Below are 16,622 nucleotides of genomic sequence, written 5' to 3' on the forward strand. Positions count from 1 at the left end.
TGGGTCAGCGTTGTGCGCCCAGGGCCTCGACGAATCCGGCGATGCGCTGGCAGGCGTCCTTGAGCACCTCGTCGGCGACAGTGAAGGAAATGCGCACGAAACCCTCGGCGCTGGCGCCAAAGGCCTGGGCATCGAGGACCGAGACCCCGGTGGCGCGAAACAGCTGCCAGGCGAAGTCCATGCTCGACAGGCCGGTACGGCGCACGTCCACCAGCATGAACATTCCGGCCTCTGGCTCGCGGCAGTCCAGCAGGGGCACCTGGCGCAGGCCTGCCATCACCAGGTCGCGACGGCGGCGGTAGACCTCGCGAGCGCTGTCGACCACCTCGTCATCCAGTTCCAGGGCCTTGAGCGCGGCTTCCTGGATGAACCCCGGCAGGCCGTAGAGCATGCACAGCAGCAGGTTGTCCAGGTGCCCCACCAGCTCCTCGGGGCCCACCACCCAGCCCACGCGCCAGCCGGTCATGGCGTGGGTCTTGGACAGGCTGTTGAGGATCACCGTGCGCCCGGCCATGCCCGGCAGGGCCGCGATGCTCAGGTGCTGGCGGTCGTAGGTCAGTTGCCCGTAGACCTCATCGGAAATCACCCACAGGTCGTGCTTGCGCGCGAGCTCGGCCACCGCTTCCAGTTCCTCGCGGCTGTAGACATTGCCGGTGGGGTTGCAGGGCGTGGCCAGGGCGATGCCCCGGGTCTTGTCGGTCAGGACCGCTTCCAGGGCCGCGGCGGTCAGGCGAAAACCGTTGGCCGCCGGTTGCTCCACCGCCACCAGGCTGGCGCCCGAGGCATGGATGCAAGCCTCGTAGGTCAGGTACATGGGTTCGGGCACCAGCACTTCATCGCCACTGCCGAACAGGCACAGCGAAGCGGCGAATAGGCCGTTCTGCGCCCCGGCCACCAGGGCCACGTTGGCCGCCTCGACCTCGATGCCCAGCAGGCGCCGCTGCTTGGCGGCAATCGCCTCGCGCAGGGCCGGGCGCCCAAGCACATGGGTGTAGTGGGTATCGCCTTGCTCCAGCGCGGTGCCGGCGGCGGCGCTGATGCGCGGGTCGGTGGCGAAGTCCGGATCGCCGACGCTGAGCACGATCACGTCCTCGCCACGGCCACGGGCCTCGATGGCGGCGTAGTGGATGTCCCAGGCACTGACGGATTCGCCGCTGATGCGCTGGACGAAAGGGGAATAACGCATGTGGTGCTCCTCACGGGCGCGTTGCCCGCGTAATGAATGGGTTCAGGCCTGGCGCTGGGGCGCCTGCTTGTGGGGTGTGGCGCCCAGGCGGCCGCACAGGTGTTCGATGACGAAGGCCAGCACGATGTAGATCAGTGCCACCGCCAGCAGCGGCTCGTAGACCTTCAGGGTCTGGGCCCGCACCAGGTTGGCGGCGCCCAGCAGGTCGGTGACCGCTACTGTGGAGGCCAGGGCCGTGGCCTTGAGCAGCAGCACGCATTCGCCCACCAGGGTCGGGCGTACCAACTCCAGGGCCCGGGGCAGCCAGACCCGGCGCAAGGTCAGCCAGTGGCCCATGCCATAGGCACGGGCCGCTTCCAGTTCGCCCCGGGGCACTGCCCGCAGTCCGCCGCGCAGGACCTCGCCGACATAGGCGCCGACACTCAGGGTCAACGCCAGGGCCACGTACCAGAAGCCTTCGCGCAGGTAGGGCCAGAGGAAGCTGCCGCGAATCGGCGGGTAGGCGGCGAACAGGCTGCCGACGCCGTAGTAGAGGATGTAGATCTGCACCAGCAGCGGCGTACCGCGGAACACGCTGATGTAGAAGCGCATGGGCGCGCTGACCAGGGGGTTGCGCGCCACTCGCCCCAGGCCCACCAGCACCGCCAGGACGAAACCGCAAGCTCCGCTCAGGGCCAGCAGCTTGAGGGTGATGCCCAGGCCGCGTACCAGCTCGGTGGAAAAAACGTTGATCCAGGAAAAATCCATCACAGCCTCCTAGTGCTGGGGCAGCCAGCGGTGGGTGCGTCGTTCGAGCACGCGGAACACGCTGCCGGACACGAGGGTGATGACGAAGTAGAACGCCGCGACCGCGAGGTAGAACACCAGGTAGTGCTTGGTGGAACCGGCGGCCTGCTTGCCCACCGAGAGCAGTTCGCTGTAGCCGACGATGCTGATCAGCGCGCTGTCCTTGACCAGCACCAGCCACAGGTTCGACAACCCGGCCATGGCGAAGGGCAGCATGCTCGGCAGCAGGATGCGCCGCACCAGCAGCCAGCGTTCGATGCCGTAGGCCCGCGCCGCCTCGATCTGGCCATGGGGAATGGCCAGGATCGCGCCGCGGATGATCTCCGCCGAATAGGCGCCCTGGACGATGCCCAGCACCAGTACGGCGGCGATGAAGCCGTTGACCGTGACGCTCGGGCGGTCCATGGCCGCCATGGCCATGTTCAGCAGGTCGGTGCCGGCGTAGTACAGCAGCAGGATCAGCAGTAGCTCGGGCATGGCCCGGTACAGGGTGGTGTAGAGGTTGGCCAGCTTCACCAGCCAGCGTGGCCCGCGCAGCTTGATCATCGCCACCAGCAGGCCGATGCCCAGGCCGAGGACGAAGGCCCCGGCGGAAATCTGCAGGGACACCAGCGCGCCCTGGGCCAGGGCGCCGAGCCAGCCGTCGGCGACGAACAGTTGGGAAAGGTCGGACAGAGAAATCATGACGTATCCAGTCAACGCCGGCGGCCAGCCGCAGCAGGCCGCCGGGCGGCTTAGTTGGCAGAGATGTCGACGCTGAAGTAGCGGCTGCGGATCTGGTCGTAGGTGCCGTCGGCCTTGAGTGCCGCCAGGGCCTTGTCGATCCGCTGCTGCAGAGCGCTGTCGCCCTTGCGCAGGCCGACGCCGATGCCGGAGCCGAACAGCGGGTCGCGGGGCGCCAGGCCCTTGTTGGCCAGGCCCGCGCCAGCCGCCGATTGCAGGACCGGCTCGATTGTCAGGGCGTCGGCCAGCATCACGTCGATGCGCCCGCTCTGCAGGTCGGAGAGCATGTCGTCCTGGGTGGTGTAGTAGCGCAGGGTCGAGGTCTTGCCGTAGTAGGCCTTGGCGAAGGTGGCGTTGGAGGTCGAGCCCTGCACGCCGATCAGCTTGCCCTTGAGCCCTTCGGGGGTGGGGGTGAGTTCCAGGGACTGGTCGGCGACCCACATGGCCGGAGTCTGGTAGTAGGGCGCGGAGAAATCGATGACTTGCTGGCGTTCCTCGGTGATGCTCAGGGAGTTGAGGATGGCGTCGATCTGGCTCGATTGCAGGGCCGGGATCAGCCCGTCCCAGGCCACTTCCTTGAGCGGGCACTGGGCCTGCATGCGTTCGCACAGGGCCTTGATCAGCTCCGGTTCGAAACCGCTCCAGTCGCCGGCGCCGCCTTTCATCGAGAACGGCGGGTAGGGTTCCAGGGCGATGCCGAAGACGATCTTGTCGGCGGCCAGGGCATGGCTGGACAGGGCACTGAACAGGCAACCGGTGGCGAGCACCTTGAGCAGGTTTTTCATGGCTTGACCCTTTATCTAAGTTGTTGTTTTCAAGGATTGCAGCGGGACGTCAGACGCGGTTTTCCTGGGCCATGACGAATTGCCGGCAGCGCTCGCTGACCGGGTTGCAGAATATTTGCTGTGGCGTGCCTTCCTCCTCCACCCGGCCTTGGTGGAGGAACATCACCTTGCTCGATACATCGCGGGCGAAGGCCATCTCGTGGGTCACCAGGATCATCGTCCGGCCTTCCTCGGCGATGCCCTGGATGACCTTGAGCACCTCGCCCACCAGCTCCGGGTCCAGGGCCGAGGTCGGCTCGTCCATCAGCAGCACCTTGGGGCGCATGGCCAGGGCCCGGGCGATGGCCACCCGTTGTTGCTGGCCACCGGAGAGAAAGGACGGGAAGGTGTCGCGCTTGTGGGCCAGGCCGACCTTCTCCAGCAGGTGCTCGGCGTGGGCGATGGCCTCCTTGCGGTCTTCTCCCAGGACATACACCGGTGCCTCGATGACGTTCTCCAGCACGGTGCGGTGGGGCCACAGGTTGAAGCCCTGGAACACCATACTCAGCTGGGTGCGCAGGCGTGCCACTTGGGCCGGGTCGGCGACCTGGGGATTGCCGGCGCGGTCGGTCTTCAGGCGTACCTGTTCGCCATTGATGCGCAAGCTGCCGCTGCAGGGAATCTCCAGCAGGTTGATGCAGCGCAGCAGGGTGCTTTTGCCCGAACCGCTGGAGCCGATCAGCGAGACCACTTCGCCTTCGTTGGCGCGCAGGGCGATGCCCTTGAGAACGTGGTGATCGGCGTAGCTCTTGTGCAGATCGTCGATCGCCACCACGGGCTGGGTGGAGTTGGGCTGCGATTGCAAGGGTCGACCCTCTTGTTATTGTGCGATGGCCGGGCGCTTCCCCGGTACAGGGTAGGGCCTGAGAATTAGTCATTGGCGGCATAGGGTCAATCGAGCTTTTTTAGCCGGATACGGAAATTTTTTTCAGCAGTCGGCGGTTTTTTCGGCGACGGACAAGGCTATTGCCGCACGCCGATTATCGCTATCGTGCAGCCACTCGTTTTCTTGCAGTCGAGGCACGATCGGTATGCGTTATCCCTCCATGACGGCGCTGCGGGCCCTGGATGCGGTGGCCCGCCTGGGCAGTGTCGCCGAAGCCGCCAGCGAGCTGAACCTGACCCCCAGCGCCATCAGCCACCAGATCAAGAGCCTGGAGCAGACCCTGGGGTTCGCCCTGACCGAGCGCCAGGGCCGCAGCATCCGCATCACCTACCAGGGCGAGCGCTACGCCCGGGACATCCACCTGCTGCTGGCCAATATCCTCGAGGCCGGGCAGCGCTCGGACGGCCAGCAGGTCAGCGGGCGCCTGTGCATCAGCAGTCCGCCGGGCTTCGCCACCTACTGGCTGTGCACCCATATCGCCGAGTTCCAGGCGCTGTATCCCCAGGTCGAACTGCACCTGGTATCGCCGCGTACCCCAGGCGATACCAGCGACAGCAACGTCGACCTGTTCGTCGCCTACGGCATGGGCGACTGGCCCAACCAGCATGTGCAGAAGATCGTCTCCCTGCGCTATTTCCCGGTGTGCAGCCCGAGCCTGGTGAACGCCATGGGCGGGCTCAAGAGCCTGGATGCGCTGGACCACGCTCTGTTGCTGCACATGATCGACTACTCCGACTGGCGGATCTGGCTGGCGGCGGCCGGGGCGCAGAACGTCGATGTGCGCCGGGGCATCGTGTTCGCCGATGCGCACTTCGTGCAGTCGGCCTGCATCGCCGGCCAGGGCATCGCCATGGGCGACAACCTGATCAGCGGCGAAGCCCTGGCCAAGGGCCTGCTGGTGCAGCCGTTCGACACCGAGATCGAGTCCAACCGCGGCTATTACCTGGTGGCCGACCCGCTCAAGGCCGAGCGCCCGGTGGTGCTGGCCTTCAGCGAGTGGGTCAAGTCGCAGTTGCATGGCATCACCCGCCTGCATCCGGAACCGCGACGCAATGGCAAAGCGTGAATTTTATTGATCAATCGCGAGGATTTTTTTCGATTGTTGCGCCTCGGTGGCTGCGACTAATGTCCCTCGACATCAGCCGGGCGCAGGGTGTCGCCCGCCGCAAGAACAAGAGGAGTAGTCGATGACCACCTGTGCGCAGTCGCTGGTTCGTTTGCTGGAAGGTTATGGCGTGGACACGGTGTTCGGGATTCCCGGGGTGCACACGGTAGAGCTGTATCGCGGCCTGCATGGCAGCCGCCTGCGTCACGTCAGCCCGCGCCACGAGCAGGGCGCAGGGTTCATGGCCGACGGCTACGCCCGGGCCAGCGGCAAGCCCGGGGTGTGCTTCATCATCACCGGCCCGGGCATGACCAACATCCTCACCGCCATGGGCCAGGCCTATGCCGACTCGGTGCCCATGCTGGTGATCTCCACGGTCAACCGGCGCGAGCACCTGCACCTGGGCCACGGCCATCTGCATGAGTTGCCGGACCAGCGGGCGATGGTGGCCGGGGTCTGCGCCTTCAGCCATACCTTGCAGTCGCCGGCGCAGTTGCCGGAGATCCTGGCCCGGGCCTTTGCCCTGTTCAAATGCGCGCGCCCACGGCCGGTGCACATCGAGATTCCCCTGGACGTGCTGGAGATGCCGGCCGTCGACCTCAACCTGATGCCACGCAGCCTGCCCGGCGCACCGGTTCCGGCCGGGGATTCGCTGGCCGCGGCGCTGGCCCTGCTCGATGCTGCCCACCGGCCGCTGATCCTCGCCGGTGGCGGGGCCCGGGGGTGCGCCCAGGTGCTGCAGCAACTGGCCGAGCGCCTGCAAGCCCCGGTGGCGCTGACCACCAACGCCCGGGGCCTGCTGCCCCAGGCCCACCCGTTGTTGCTCGATGGGGTGCAGTCGGCGGCCCATGGCCGGGCGCTGATCGACGAAGCCGATGTGGTGCTGGCGGTGGGGACTGAGCTGGGCGAGACCGACTACGACTTCTTTGGCCTGGGACCGTTGCGCTTCAAGGGCTCGCTGATCCGCCTGGATATCGATCCGTTGCAGGTCATGGGCGTGCAACGGGCCCATGTCGGCCTGTTGGGCGATGCCCGGCAGGGCTTGCAGGCGCTGCTGGAGCAGGTCGCCCCGCAGGGGGCTCGCGGGCGCTGGGCGGTGGACAGCGTGCAACGGGTGAACCAGGCCGAGCGCGCCAGCTGGAGCGCCAGGCAGCGAGGGCTGCAAGGTTTGCTGGACCTGCTGCGCGATAACCTCGACGCCCCCATCCTGGTGGGCGACTCGACCCAGCCGGTGTACCAGGGCGCGTGCGGCTACCAGGCCCCGGCTCCAGCCAGCTGGTTCAACGCCGGCAGTGGCTACGGCACCCTGGGCTACGGTTTGCCGGCGGCCATGGGGGCCAAGCTGGCCCGCCCCGAGCGACCGGTGGTGGCGCTGGTGGGCGACGGCGGCCTGCAATTCACCAGCGGCGAGCTGATCGCGGCCTGTGAAGCGCAGATCGGCGTGATCCTGCTGGTGTGGAACAACCAGTGCTATGGCGAGATCCGCGACTACATGCATGCCCGGGACATCCAGCCGCTGGGGGTGGATATCCTCACCCCGGATTTCCAGGCCCTGGCCGCCAGTTGCCATGTGGCCTATCACCAGGCGGCCAGCCCGGCGCAGTTGCAGGAACTGCTGGCGAGTCTTGCGGGCACCCGCCAACCGGTGATGATCGAGGTCGATGCCGGTGCCTACCTGGCCCTGGAGTGATTTTCCGGCGCCCCGGCAAGGCGCCGCAAGAAACGCGCAGGCAGGGACAAGCTGGGTTACATTCAGGCTTTGGCCGGGACACCCCTTGTCACTCGAGGATTCATGGATGAATTGCATTTTCTGCCAGATTATCGCTGGCGCCTTGCCTGCGGCCGTGATCTACCGCGATGAACACTGCATGGCCTTCATGGACGTGCATCCCCTGGGCCAGGGGCATGCCTTGCTGATTCCCCGATCCCATGTGGAAAAGCTCGACCAGTTGCCCGGTTTCGTCCGCCAGCACCTCTACCAGGTGTTCGACGGTGTGCTGGCCGCGCAGCGTCGTGCCGGCTTCGGCGTGCAGGGCACGCACCTGTTGGTCAACGATGGCCGGGCCACCAACCAGCATATTCCCCATGCCCACATGCACCTGATCCCCCGGCGTAGCGGCGACAGCCTGGGTTTCGCCGGGCGCCTGCTGCTGCACTTCACCGGGCTGTTCGGCCCCAAGGCGAAGTTCGACACCCTGCAACGCCAGGCTGCCCTTATCGCCGGCGAGGTACGGGTGCCCTGGGTCAGCGAGACGCCGGCCGGAGGCGGGCACTGATATGGATCGCTCGCGGGCGTTGGCCATTGAATATGCGGAAAACCAATACCTGCGGACCCGGGTCGAGGGGCTGGCGAGCATGCCGGGCAACCCCTATCGGGCAAGCGTGCAGGGCGATTCGAGTTGCGGCGCGTTCCTCGTGGCCGAGCAGCCCAGCCCGATGCTGAACCGGGTGCACGGTGACCAGGAGCAAGACGCCGGGAAGCTGGCCAGCCTGTTGCAGGCTTGTGCGGCCTGCGCCCCGGCGATCGCGCTGGTCGCCGCATCGGCCAGGATCGCACCAACCGTGGATCTGCAAGGGCAACTGTTGCAACGCCTGAAGGGCTGGACCCATGGGCAACTCTTTGCCCCCGTGGAGGCGATCCCAGCCTCGCCGGCGCGTTCGGATATCGAGTCAGTGGACCTGTCGACCCTGGAAAGCTTCTGTGCGCTGCACCGCGAGGCATTCAACACACCCGCGGCTGCCCGGCCGGTTACCCAAGCGGCTTTCAGCGCCTTGCTCGACGATGCTCGCGGGCACTTGTACCTGGCACGCGAACAAGGGGTCGCGGTGGCCGGCGCGGCGTTGTTCGTCGCCGACAATGGCCTGGCCTACCTGGGCACCGCCTTTACCACCAAGGCCGCACGCGGCCAGGGCCATCACCGGGCCTTGATCGCCCACCGGTTGAACCAGGCCGTGGCGCTCGGAGCCCAGAGTGTGGCGGCCACGGCGCTGGTGAGCTCGCAAAGCCGGCGCAACCTGGAGCACTACGGCTTGCGCCTTTCTCACCTGCAGGCCCTGTATCGGGCCGCACCTTAGCGCCGGCTTTGTTGCGCCGCTGGCGCCGGGTCGAAGCGGATCGACTGGGCAATGGCGCCCTGGGTGGCGATTTCCCAGAGCCCGTCGCGGTCGGCCAGGGTGGCGTTGGCCGGGGTCGGGTTCTCGAACCAGCCGCAACGGCGTTCGACTTTGGCCGGCGCGGCGATCGCGGGCAGGACGATAACGCTCAGGAGGGTGCATAGCAGGGTGCTCTGAAACATGGAGCATGTTCGAGGGGCGGGCCGGGGACCATGGAGCGCCGCTTCGGGCTCGTCAAGCCGGGCAAAGGGGCCGATGCGATCGTGGCCCCTCAGCACCAGGCGCTCGTCAGCGTCGCTGCGGTATGCCTATTGCTGGTTGGGGCTAAGGCTTCGGCAAGTGTGGCCGAAACAGCGACTGGGAAATGGCGAAATCTCGCGCCTGGCCAACGAGCCGTCCACCCGCCCTGAGGCATGTTATGCAACGGATGCTGTGCAGTGTTTTAAGCCTGGCGATCATCCTGTCATCGCTGGGAGCTTGTACCACGGCGCCGGCCAGGCCGGCGGTCGAGGGCCCGCAGGTGTACGGCTATACCCTCAATCTGCCTTTGAGCCGCGAGCAGGTGCAGCGGTTGACTGACACTGGCAAGCACTATGTCGGGGCCCTCAAGCTGTATCAGCAGGTGTTGCCGGATGGCAGTCAGTTCGATTTCTACACCGACTACCGCAACTGGCTGGATACGCTGGCCCACACCAGCCGGGAGTTCCCTGCCGAGAGCGATTGCCAGGCGGCCCAGCAGGTGGACCAGATGCAGCTCACCACCCTGATCGATGACTACAACGCCCGTCAGGCCCGCCCGGCGGGGGCGCCGCGTCAGGTGGGGGATGTCTATGCCATCCAGGCGCTGGACGCCTGTCAGCGTGTCGCTGGCCAAGGGCCTGGAGCACAAGCCTTTCGCTACACCCTTTGGGCCACCCTGCAAACCGAGACGACGGCCCATGAGCAGGGCTTTCTGCGCAAGATCGAGGACCCCCATGCGCAGACTCGGGGCATCGCGCAGGTGATACTCCTGCTGCCCTTTGCCGTGCTGATCACGTTCATGGGGGGCGGCTGCACCGATTTGCAGTCCCAGCCGGATGGCGACAGCTACTGCGCGCGGCAGCGCGCAGGGGCAGGTAGATGAAGCACCGGGGTCAATAGCGCCACTTGTGCAGCAGGTCTTGGCCGTAGCGCTGGATGATCAGTGCTTCGACGCCGTCATCGTCGTCATGTACCTCGGCCAGGCACAGCAGCATCAGCGCATCCAGGTAGGCTTCGGGCGAATCGAAGAAGCGTGTCAGGGCCATGCCGCTATCGTGGTCGAAGTAGTAGACCGCGCCGGTGCCGCGCTCGAAGCAGAACAGGTTGCCGTTACCCAGGTAGTCGCCGAAGGCCACCAACCGTTGTGCCAGCTCCAGGTCCAGGTATTGCTCGTCGATCTCGACGATGCCGGGGTAGGCCTCCAGCAGAGGCTGGATCGAGATGTCGCCGGGCTCGACGCTGCATAGGGTCTCGGCCAGGGACAGCACCCCTAGCTGGCGGTGATAGTCACGCAGCGCCGGTGGCAGCGGGCAGCCCAGGCGCTGCTCCAGGGCCTGCAGCGCGGCATCGCTGGCGGGCACTAGCCGGGGAGCGTTGGCGTGGCCCTCCCACAGTGCTCCATAGGCGGCGATCACCGCCCGGTACCAGGCCAGGCGCGCATCCTGGTCGGGCAGGTCCGGCCAGGCCAGGGGCGGGCAGCCGGCCGGTGGCCAGGCGTCGGATGCTGCGGCAGCGGCAGATGACGTCGCGGAAGACGGGGCGGTCACCAGGGGCCTCCTTGCGATGATGGGGGAAGGTGGCACTTTATCCACCGCTTGAGCGCATGGGTCAACCGTGCCGAGCATTGCGAACATTGTTGCCGGCCGGCGCCAGGCGTAGCGTGGTGCCTCGACCTGGATCTGCCTGGAGGGACGCAAGCATGACCGTGAAACTGGGAGCCATCGATGCCTGGGCGCAGCCGGCCAATGGCCGCGCGCGGGCGCTGTTGCCGGAAGTGGCCCGGCTGTTCGAGAAATCCGGCTCGGCGCACCTGCTCGACCAGCCGGTGAGCATCGAGCAGACCGTGGCGCTGATGGATCAGGCCGGGGTGGAAAAACTCATGCTCAGCGCCTGGTGCCGGCCCGAGGGCTGGGTGTTCAGCAACGATGAAGTGGCGGCCTATACCCGGGCTTTTCCCGAGCGTTTCGTCGGCGTGGCCACGGTGGACCTGAGCCGGCCCATGGCAGCCCTGGCCGAGCTCGATCGCGCGGTGGGCGAGCTGGGCTGCAAGGCCCTGCGCATCGTGCCCTGGCTATGGAAGCTGCCGCCCAACCACCGCCTGTACTACCCGCTGTACGCCAAGTGCATCGAGCTGGGGATTCCCTTCTGTACCCAGGTCGGCCATACCGGGCCGTTGATGCCCTCGGAGACCGGGCGGCCGGTGCCGTATCTGGATGAAGTGGCCCTGGATTTTCCGGAGTTGGTGATCGTCGGTGGGCACATCGGCCATCCCTGGACCGACGAGATGATCGGCCTGGCCTGGAAGCACGACAATATCCACATCGATACCTCGGCCTACCTGCCGGCCTACTACCCGCCGCAGCTGCTGCATTTCATCCGTACCTACGGCCAGGACAAGGTCTTGTTCGGCAGCAACTTCCCCCAGCTGTCGCTGAAAAAATGCCTGGAGCAGGTCCAGGCCCTGGAACTTCCGCCGTCGATCGCGGACAAATTCCTCCAGGGCAATGCCCGTCGGGTTTTCGCTTTGTAGTCGCCTCCCGCAGGCGTCCAGGGCCGTGACCCTGGGCGGCCCGGGTCCGCTGGCGGACGGTGCGCGCACCTTGCCGGCGGTTTTTCTAGGTCAAGGTTTCTTGTAATCTTGGCCTCCCCATTCACGGACGAATATCGAGACAGCCCATGGCTAACTCCACCCCGTCACGCCTCGGCAAGATCTTCCAGGGCCTGCTGTTCGCCCTGATCGGCATCGGCCTGCTGGTCATCGCCGCCAATCTCACCCTCGAACGCCGCGAGTTCCTCGCCAGTGCCCTGAGCGCCGACGGCATTGTCAGCGACCTGAATGCCGGTGGCTCGCACCCCGAGATCGCCTTCACCACGGCCAGCGGGGAGAAAATCTCCTATCCCCAGGGCGGCTTCATCTTCGGTTACCAGAAAGACCAGCCGGTGCGGGTCTACTACCAGCCCGACCGCGCGGCCAACAGCGCGGTGATCGACGATCCGGCCGCTCTCTGGGCCACCCCTGGCGTGTTGGGCCTGATCGGCCTGATATTCGTCATTGCCGGCCTCGTCGGCATCGGCAGCCAGCGCCGGCGTCGCGCCCCACAACCCTTAAAAGGACTTTGAATCCATGAGCTACGACATCCCGATCCCGGTCAACGAAAGTCGCTGGCAGTACCAGACCGCCAGTGGCGGCGGCCTGACCGTGGCCCTGCTGGCGGGCAGCGGTGCTTCCCTGGTACTGCGCTCGCCCCAGGGCGAGGATGTGCACTACCACTACGGCGGCCTTGGCGTAGGGGTAGGGTTCGGCGCCCGCCTGCCGCGTTTCGGCAAGGTCAATATCCGGATCAAGGGCAAGACCGTCGGCGGCGCCGGTGCGGCCGAAGCCTTTCCCAGCACTGGCAAGGTGTTCGTTTCCGACGCCCTGGCCAGTCGCGACCTGACCAGCGACGACATCACCGGTCCTTGCCTGTACACCGAAGTCGGTGCCGGGCTGGGGGTGGGTGGTTCGGCCACGGCCTTGCTGTTCGGCCTGGACCCCAAGCTGTTGGCCCTGGCGGTGGCGGTGAACTCCACGGCCGCTTCGATGTTCGCCGCCACCACGGTCAACCGCCAGCTGTTGCAGTCGGCCAAGGGCGCGGTGGTCATGGCCGGGATGAACGCCGGCCTGCAAGCCGGTGGCGGCGCCGCGATCTACATGGGCTACCTGTTCTAGCCCAACCTGCCTGGCAGGCCTGGACTCACAGGCGCGCCAGGCACTGCTGGAGAATATCCAGCCCCTCTTCGAAGATATCCGCCGGCGTGGTCAGGGGCGCCAGCAGGCGCACGATATGCCGTGACTTGCCGCTGGGCATCAGCAGCAGGCCGGCTTCTCGGGCACTGGCCAGCAAGCTGTTCAACCGATCGGGCGCCGGCTCGCCGCGTTCGTCCAGCAGCTCGATGCCACGCATGGCGCCGACCCCGGTCAGGCGTCCCAGGTAGCGACACAAGCCGGTGGATTGCCAATGCGCATAACGCTCGACAATCGCCCGTTCCTGGGACTCGCCCCAGGCTTGCAACTGCTCGTCGGTCATTTCCTCCAGGGTCGCCAGGGCCGCGGCACAAGCGATCGGGTTGCCCGAATAGGTGCCGCCCAGGCCGCCCCGGGGCAGGCTGTCCAGCAGTTCCTGGCGGCCTACCACCGCGCCCAGGGGCAGTCCGCCGCCCATGCTCTTGCCCAAGAGGATCAGGTCCGGCTCGATGCCCAGCCGGGAAAAGGCGAAACGCTGGCCGGTGCGGCCAAAGCCGGACTGGACCTCGTCGGCCACCAAGAGGATCCGCTGTTCGTCGCAGAAGCGACGCAGGGCCTGGGCGAACCCCGGGTCCAGCGCCAGGAAGCCGCCTTCGCCCTGCACTGGCTCGAGGATGAAGCAGGCCACCTCGCCGACATCGATCTCCACGCTGAACAACCGCTGCATGGCCTTCAAGGCTTCTTCGGCACTCACGCCGTTGTCGGCGCTGGGGTAGGGCAGGTGGTACACGGGCCCCGGTAGCACACCGACCTTCTGCTTGTAGGGGGCGACCTTGCCGTTGAGGTTGAGGGTGGCCAGGGTACGGCCATGGAAGCCACCATCGAAGGCGATCACGGCGCTGCGCCCGGTAGCGGCGCGGACGATCTTCAAAGCGTTTTCCGCCGCTTCGGCGCCACTGTTGGTGAGCATGCCGCTGACCGGGTAGCTCACCGGGATGAAGCGGGCCAGGCGCTCCATGAACTCAAGGTAGGGCGTGTGGGGCGCGGCGTTGAAGGCGTAGTGGGTGAGGCGGCTGGCTTGGGTCTGGATGGCCGCGACGATGCGCGGATGGCAGTGCCCGAGGTTGAGCACGCCGATGCCGCCGACGAAGTCGATGTAGCGCTTGCCCCGGGTGTCCCAGACTTCGGCGTTGCGCCCGTGGCTGAGCTGGATCGGGTGGACGGTGGCGATCGAACGGCTGATGTTCTGATGGCTCATGGGATGGGCTCTGCATGCCGGGAAAGAGCCGTTATCTAAGCCGGCCCGGGACGCCTGGGACAAACGAAATAAAGTCGCCGGGTCAGTATGAAAATTCCCGACCTCGCCTTTGCCTGCGGTTCAGGGCGTTTGTGCCTTGCGGCGGTTGCGCAGGTGGCGCACCAGGGCGGCGAGCGCCAGCAGGGCCACCACGCCGAGGAAGATCGGCAGGCGATAGGGCTTCAGGTCACCGAGGAAATGCTGCAAGGCCTCGCCGGCCCAGTAACCGGCCCCGACGAACAGCATGGCCCAGACCGCGGCCCCGAGCACATTGAGCAAGGCAAAGCGCCAGGGTGCCAGGCCGCTGGCGCCGATGACCATCGGCCCCACCAAGCGCATGCCATAGAGAAAGCGCACGGCGAACACCGAGGTCAGGGGATAGCGTTCGATCAGGCCCTTGACCCGCGCGATGGCGGCTTGGTGGCGCTTGAGCCTGGGCAGCACCCGGACGCCGGAGTAGCGACCGGTCCAGAACAGCAACTGGTCGCCGAGGATGCCGCCGAGGGTGGCCAGGCCGAGCACCTGGGGCCACTCCAGGTTGCCCTGGTGCGCGGCCATGCCACCGAGGATCAGCACGGTCTCGCCCTCCAGCAGGCAACCGACGAAGATCACCCAGTAGCCGTAGGTGGCGATCAGGGCGTTGAGGTCCAGGTGTTCGAGCATGGGCAGGGTCTTCCATGGGCAGGTGGAGCCGGTGGCCGGTAGCGATGCTACACAGAACTCTGATTCCATCGGTCGGCACAAGTGCCTGGAACATTCGCCTCTGGCGACAGTTGCGTTCAAGGGCTTTCGGGTAGGCGCTTCAGCGACTGGGTAGGGCTGCGCTTTCGGCCAGGACGGATCTTGACGAAGGGTAGCGTATCTCGACGCTGGCCCCCGCTTGTTCCAGGGCTTGTTGCCAGGTCCTGAACACCTGTGGCCAGGCTTGCATGACCTTGAAGGGAGTGTTGGCCATCAGCGTCTTGGCCTGCCGGGGGCTGAGGGTCATGGCCTGGCGGACGATGCCGAACACTCGGGCGGGATTCACGCCGACCTGGACAAGCCACAGTGCCGGATCGCTATGGGCCAGCGGCGGATATTCCGGGAATGGCCCATATTGTCGGAACAGCCTGGCCATGGCATCGGCGTGGTTCAGCGAAGCCAGAGCCTGGGCGCTGGCCAGGTGTTCAGCGCAAAACCACTCATAGCCATGGGGATGGCCCGCGTAGCTGGCGTCCAGGGGGCTGTAGTCGGCAAAGCGCACCAGGTCGCCGCCGCTGGCGGCATGGAACATCTCCGAGCGAAAGTCGTTGAGGCATAGATCGCAGATGGCTGGCTTCATCGCTGGAGCGGTTCCTGGGCGCTGGTAATTGGAGTTGACGCTCAGGCGGCCTGTCCCATCACCCACGCCCAGGTCAGGGCCGAACCGTACAAGCCCAGGCCGAACACCGAGTGGCCGACCAGGCTGCGCAGCCGGGCCACGTTCGGCTTGGGTGTCTTGCTGGCCGCGACTCCAGCGCCCATGCACGGCTGCATCAGGAAAAACGGCGCGGCCACCGTCAGCACGCCGACGATCAGCGCCGGGGCCAGGCTCGGCTGCAACGGCCATTGCGGGGCCTGGGTCAGCAGCAACAGTACCGCGAAAGCGATCCCGATCAGGTAATGGGCCAGCCAGCCCAGCGCTTGTTCTCCGGCTATTGGCGTCGCCTGGGCGATGTTCTGGTGCACGAACCGGCCCTGGGGGAAGTGGCCCACCCAGCGCCCGACCATGCCCCAGTTGGGGCCGGGCATCTTCAGGAGCCGGGCCAGGAACAGGTTCCAGAGATCCAGGACCAGGGTTGCGCCGACACCGATCACCAGTGCCGGTAAAATCAACGCCATGAGTGCATGCATAAGGACTCCTTCAAATACGGGAGCCTGGCAGTGCAGTGCCAGGTATTCCCGTGATAAGATTTCATTCAATTTAATGATTGAATGATCAATAAAGCAGCAGGAACTGTCAATGACCGATTCGTTTTCCCCACAGCAGCCGCTGGCCGACATGGCCGAGCTGGCGCGCATCCTCGGGCATCACCATCGCCTGATCCTGCTGGAGCACATCGCTCGCGGCGAGCAACCGGTGGAGCGCCTGGTGGAGGCCTCGGGCCTTTCGGTAGCCAACACTTCCCAGCACCTGCAGCAGCTGCGTCGCGGCGGTTTCGTGCAGACCCGACGCGATGGCAAGCGCGTGTTGTACAGCCTGGCCCAGGGGCCGGTGGCGAACCTGCTCGGTGCCCTGCGCCAATACGTCGACTACAACCACGGGCAGATTCGCGACCTGCTCAGCGATAGCGTGCAACAGCCGGCGCGGCTGGAGGGCATCTCCCGGGACGAATTGCACCAACGCTTGCAGGAAGGCGGCATGACCTTGCTGGATGTGCGTCCGCTAGATGAGTTCGCCCAGGGCCATTTGCCTGGGGCGATCAACATCCCGCTGGATGAGCTGGAGCAGCGGTTGGCGGAGCTGCCGGTAGACCAGGAACTGGTGGCCTACTGCCGCGGCCCTTATTGCGTGCTGTCGCACAATGCCGCGGCGTTGTTGCGGGCCAAGGGCTTCAAGGTGCGGCGCCTGGAGGAGGGGTTCACCGACTGGCAGGCCGCCGGGCTGGGTGTCGAGGCAGCGAGTGAAAGCGCCGAGAAACAGGGCGAATAAGCCATTGCCTACCGGTGCATGATCCATATCAACAGGGTTTTCAGAGAAATCCATTACAAGGGAGTC

20 protein-coding genes are annotated in these 16,622 nt (G+C 66.2%); 9 read left to right on the top strand and 11 right to left on the bottom strand.

Annotation, left to right across the window (positions count from 1 at the left end):
* Window positions 1-4 precede the first annotated feature (4 nt).
* Genes ACK6AU_RS14450 through ACK6AU_RS14470 form a run of 5 tightly spaced genes read right to left on the bottom strand, consistent with a single transcriptional unit; the run spans window position 5 to window position 4,324 of the window.
* Entirely contained in the window at window positions 5-1,186 is a 1,182-nt protein-coding gene (locus tag ACK6AU_RS14450) for a pyridoxal phosphate-dependent aminotransferase (RefSeq protein ID WP_409299679.1), read from the bottom strand.
* Window positions 1,187-1,228: 42 nt separating this feature from the next.
* On the bottom strand, window positions 1,229-1,933 hold the full coding sequence (locus ACK6AU_RS14455) for an ABC transporter permease (protein WP_409299680.1): 705 nt from the start codon (window positions 1,931-1,933) through the stop codon (window positions 1,229-1,231).
* A 9-nt stretch (window positions 1,934-1,942) separates the two neighbouring features.
* The gene (locus ACK6AU_RS14460) at window positions 1,943-2,656 is read right to left on the bottom strand and encodes an ABC transporter permease (protein WP_022640758.1); all 714 of its coding nucleotides are present in this window, start codon (window positions 2,654-2,656) and stop codon (window positions 1,943-1,945) included.
* Window positions 2,657-2,706: 50 nt separating this feature from the next.
* Window positions 2,707-3,480 carry a transporter substrate-binding domain-containing protein gene (locus ACK6AU_RS14465; RefSeq protein ID WP_409299681.1) on the bottom strand — a complete coding sequence of 258 codons (774 nt, stop codon included), beginning with the start codon at window positions 3,478-3,480 and terminating at the stop codon, window positions 2,707-2,709.
* A 49-nt stretch (window positions 3,481-3,529) separates the two neighbouring features.
* On the bottom strand, window positions 3,530-4,324 hold the full coding sequence (locus ACK6AU_RS14470; protein ID WP_409299682.1) for an ABC transporter ATP-binding protein: 795 nt from the start codon (window positions 4,322-4,324) through the stop codon (window positions 3,530-3,532).
* A 226-nt stretch (window positions 4,325-4,550) separates the two neighbouring features.
* On the opposite strand from ACK6AU_RS14470, the gene ACK6AU_RS14475 reads away from it, so the two are divergent.
* The 4 genes from ACK6AU_RS14475 to ACK6AU_RS14490 all read left to right on the top strand — a co-directional run bounded on the left by ACK6AU_RS14475 (window position 4,551) and on the right by ACK6AU_RS14490 (window position 8,585).
* Complete coding sequence (locus tag ACK6AU_RS14475) at window positions 4,551-5,471, top strand: LysR substrate-binding domain-containing protein (protein WP_185698612.1); 921 nt, start codon at window positions 4,551-4,553, stop codon at window positions 5,469-5,471.
* A 121-nt stretch (window positions 5,472-5,592) separates the two neighbouring features.
* A complete protein-coding gene (locus tag ACK6AU_RS14480) occupies window positions 5,593-7,200 on the top strand; it encodes a 5-guanidino-2-oxopentanoate decarboxylase (RefSeq protein ID WP_185698611.1) in 1,608 nt (535 codons plus the stop codon).
* A gap of 106 nt (window positions 7,201-7,306) precedes the next feature.
* Entirely contained in the window at window positions 7,307-7,786 is a 480-nt protein-coding gene (locus ACK6AU_RS14485) for an HIT family protein (protein WP_185698610.1), read from the top strand.
* A 1-nt stretch (window position 7,787) separates the two neighbouring features.
* Window positions 7,788-8,585: a GNAT family N-acetyltransferase gene (locus ACK6AU_RS14490; RefSeq protein WP_409299683.1), complete on the top strand. Its 798-nt coding sequence runs from the start codon at window positions 7,788-7,790 to the stop codon at window positions 8,583-8,585.
* On the opposite strand, the gene ACK6AU_RS14495 is transcribed toward ACK6AU_RS14490, so the two are convergent.
* Window positions 8,582-8,806 carry a DUF4087 domain-containing protein gene (locus ACK6AU_RS14495; protein WP_409299684.1) on the bottom strand — a complete coding sequence of 75 codons (225 nt, stop codon included), beginning with the start codon at window positions 8,804-8,806 and terminating at the stop codon, window positions 8,582-8,584. The genes ACK6AU_RS14490 and ACK6AU_RS14495 overlap by 4 nt on opposite strands.
* Window positions 8,807-9,042: 236 nt before the next feature.
* Between ACK6AU_RS14495 and ACK6AU_RS14500 the strand changes: the two genes are divergently transcribed.
* Window positions 9,043-9,747, top strand: a complete 705-nt coding sequence (locus tag ACK6AU_RS14500) for a hypothetical protein (protein ID WP_409299685.1) — start codon at window positions 9,043-9,045, stop codon at window positions 9,745-9,747.
* 10 nt (window positions 9,748-9,757) lie between these two features.
* Here ACK6AU_RS14500 and ACK6AU_RS14505 read toward each other — a convergent pair whose 3' ends face one another.
* Complete coding sequence (locus tag ACK6AU_RS14505) at window positions 9,758-10,411, bottom strand: SMI1/KNR4 family protein (protein WP_409299686.1); 654 nt, start codon at window positions 10,409-10,411, stop codon at window positions 9,758-9,760.
* Between the two features lie 152 nt (window positions 10,412-10,563).
* Between ACK6AU_RS14505 and ACK6AU_RS14510 the strand changes: the two genes are divergently transcribed.
* The 3 genes from ACK6AU_RS14510 to ACK6AU_RS14520 all read left to right on the top strand — a co-directional run bounded on the left by ACK6AU_RS14510 (window position 10,564) and on the right by ACK6AU_RS14520 (window position 12,573).
* Window positions 10,564-11,394: an amidohydrolase family protein gene (locus ACK6AU_RS14510; RefSeq protein WP_185698606.1), complete on the top strand. Its 831-nt coding sequence runs from the start codon at window positions 10,564-10,566 to the stop codon at window positions 11,392-11,394.
* A 146-nt stretch (window positions 11,395-11,540) separates the two neighbouring features.
* Window positions 11,541-11,984 carry a DUF3592 domain-containing protein gene (locus ACK6AU_RS14515; protein WP_185698605.1) on the top strand — a complete coding sequence of 148 codons (444 nt, stop codon included), beginning with the start codon at window positions 11,541-11,543 and terminating at the stop codon, window positions 11,982-11,984.
* 4 nt (window positions 11,985-11,988) lie between these two features.
* Window positions 11,989-12,573 carry a hypothetical protein gene (locus ACK6AU_RS14520; protein ID WP_185698604.1) on the top strand — a complete coding sequence of 195 codons (585 nt, stop codon included), beginning with the start codon at window positions 11,989-11,991 and terminating at the stop codon, window positions 12,571-12,573.
* Between the two features lie 25 nt (window positions 12,574-12,598).
* Here the strand turns inward: ACK6AU_RS14520 and ACK6AU_RS14525 are convergent, their stop codons facing one another.
* From ACK6AU_RS14525 to ACK6AU_RS14540, 4 genes are all read right to left on the bottom strand, one after another.
* Window positions 12,599-13,846 carry an aspartate aminotransferase family protein gene (locus ACK6AU_RS14525; protein WP_409299687.1) on the bottom strand — a complete coding sequence of 416 codons (1,248 nt, stop codon included), beginning with the start codon at window positions 13,844-13,846 and terminating at the stop codon, window positions 12,599-12,601.
* 120 nt (window positions 13,847-13,966) lie between these two features.
* The gene (locus ACK6AU_RS14530; RefSeq protein ID WP_185698642.1) at window positions 13,967-14,548 is read right to left on the bottom strand and encodes a DedA family protein; all 582 of its coding nucleotides are present in this window, start codon (window positions 14,546-14,548) and stop codon (window positions 13,967-13,969) included.
* Between the two features lie 139 nt (window positions 14,549-14,687).
* Window positions 14,688-15,206, bottom strand: a complete 519-nt coding sequence (locus tag ACK6AU_RS14535) for a hypothetical protein (RefSeq protein ID WP_409299688.1) — start codon at window positions 15,204-15,206, stop codon at window positions 14,688-14,690.
* Window positions 15,207-15,247: 41 nt separating this feature from the next.
* On the bottom strand, window positions 15,248-15,757 hold the full coding sequence (locus ACK6AU_RS14540) for a DUF2938 domain-containing protein (RefSeq protein ID WP_185698601.1): 510 nt from the start codon (window positions 15,755-15,757) through the stop codon (window positions 15,248-15,250).
* A 109-nt stretch (window positions 15,758-15,866) separates the two neighbouring features.
* Between ACK6AU_RS14540 and ACK6AU_RS14545 the strand changes: the two genes are divergently transcribed.
* Window positions 15,867-16,556 (top strand): ArsR/SmtB family transcription factor, encoded by a 690-nt coding sequence (locus ACK6AU_RS14545; RefSeq protein ID WP_409299689.1) that lies wholly within the window; start codon window positions 15,867-15,869, stop codon window positions 16,554-16,556.
* Window positions 16,557-16,622: the final 66 nt, after the last annotated feature.

This window comes from Pseudomonas sp. KCJK8993, assembly GCF_046230915.1.
Lineage (GTDB): Bacteria > Pseudomonadota > Gammaproteobacteria > Pseudomonadales > Pseudomonadaceae > Aquipseudomonas > Aquipseudomonas piscis.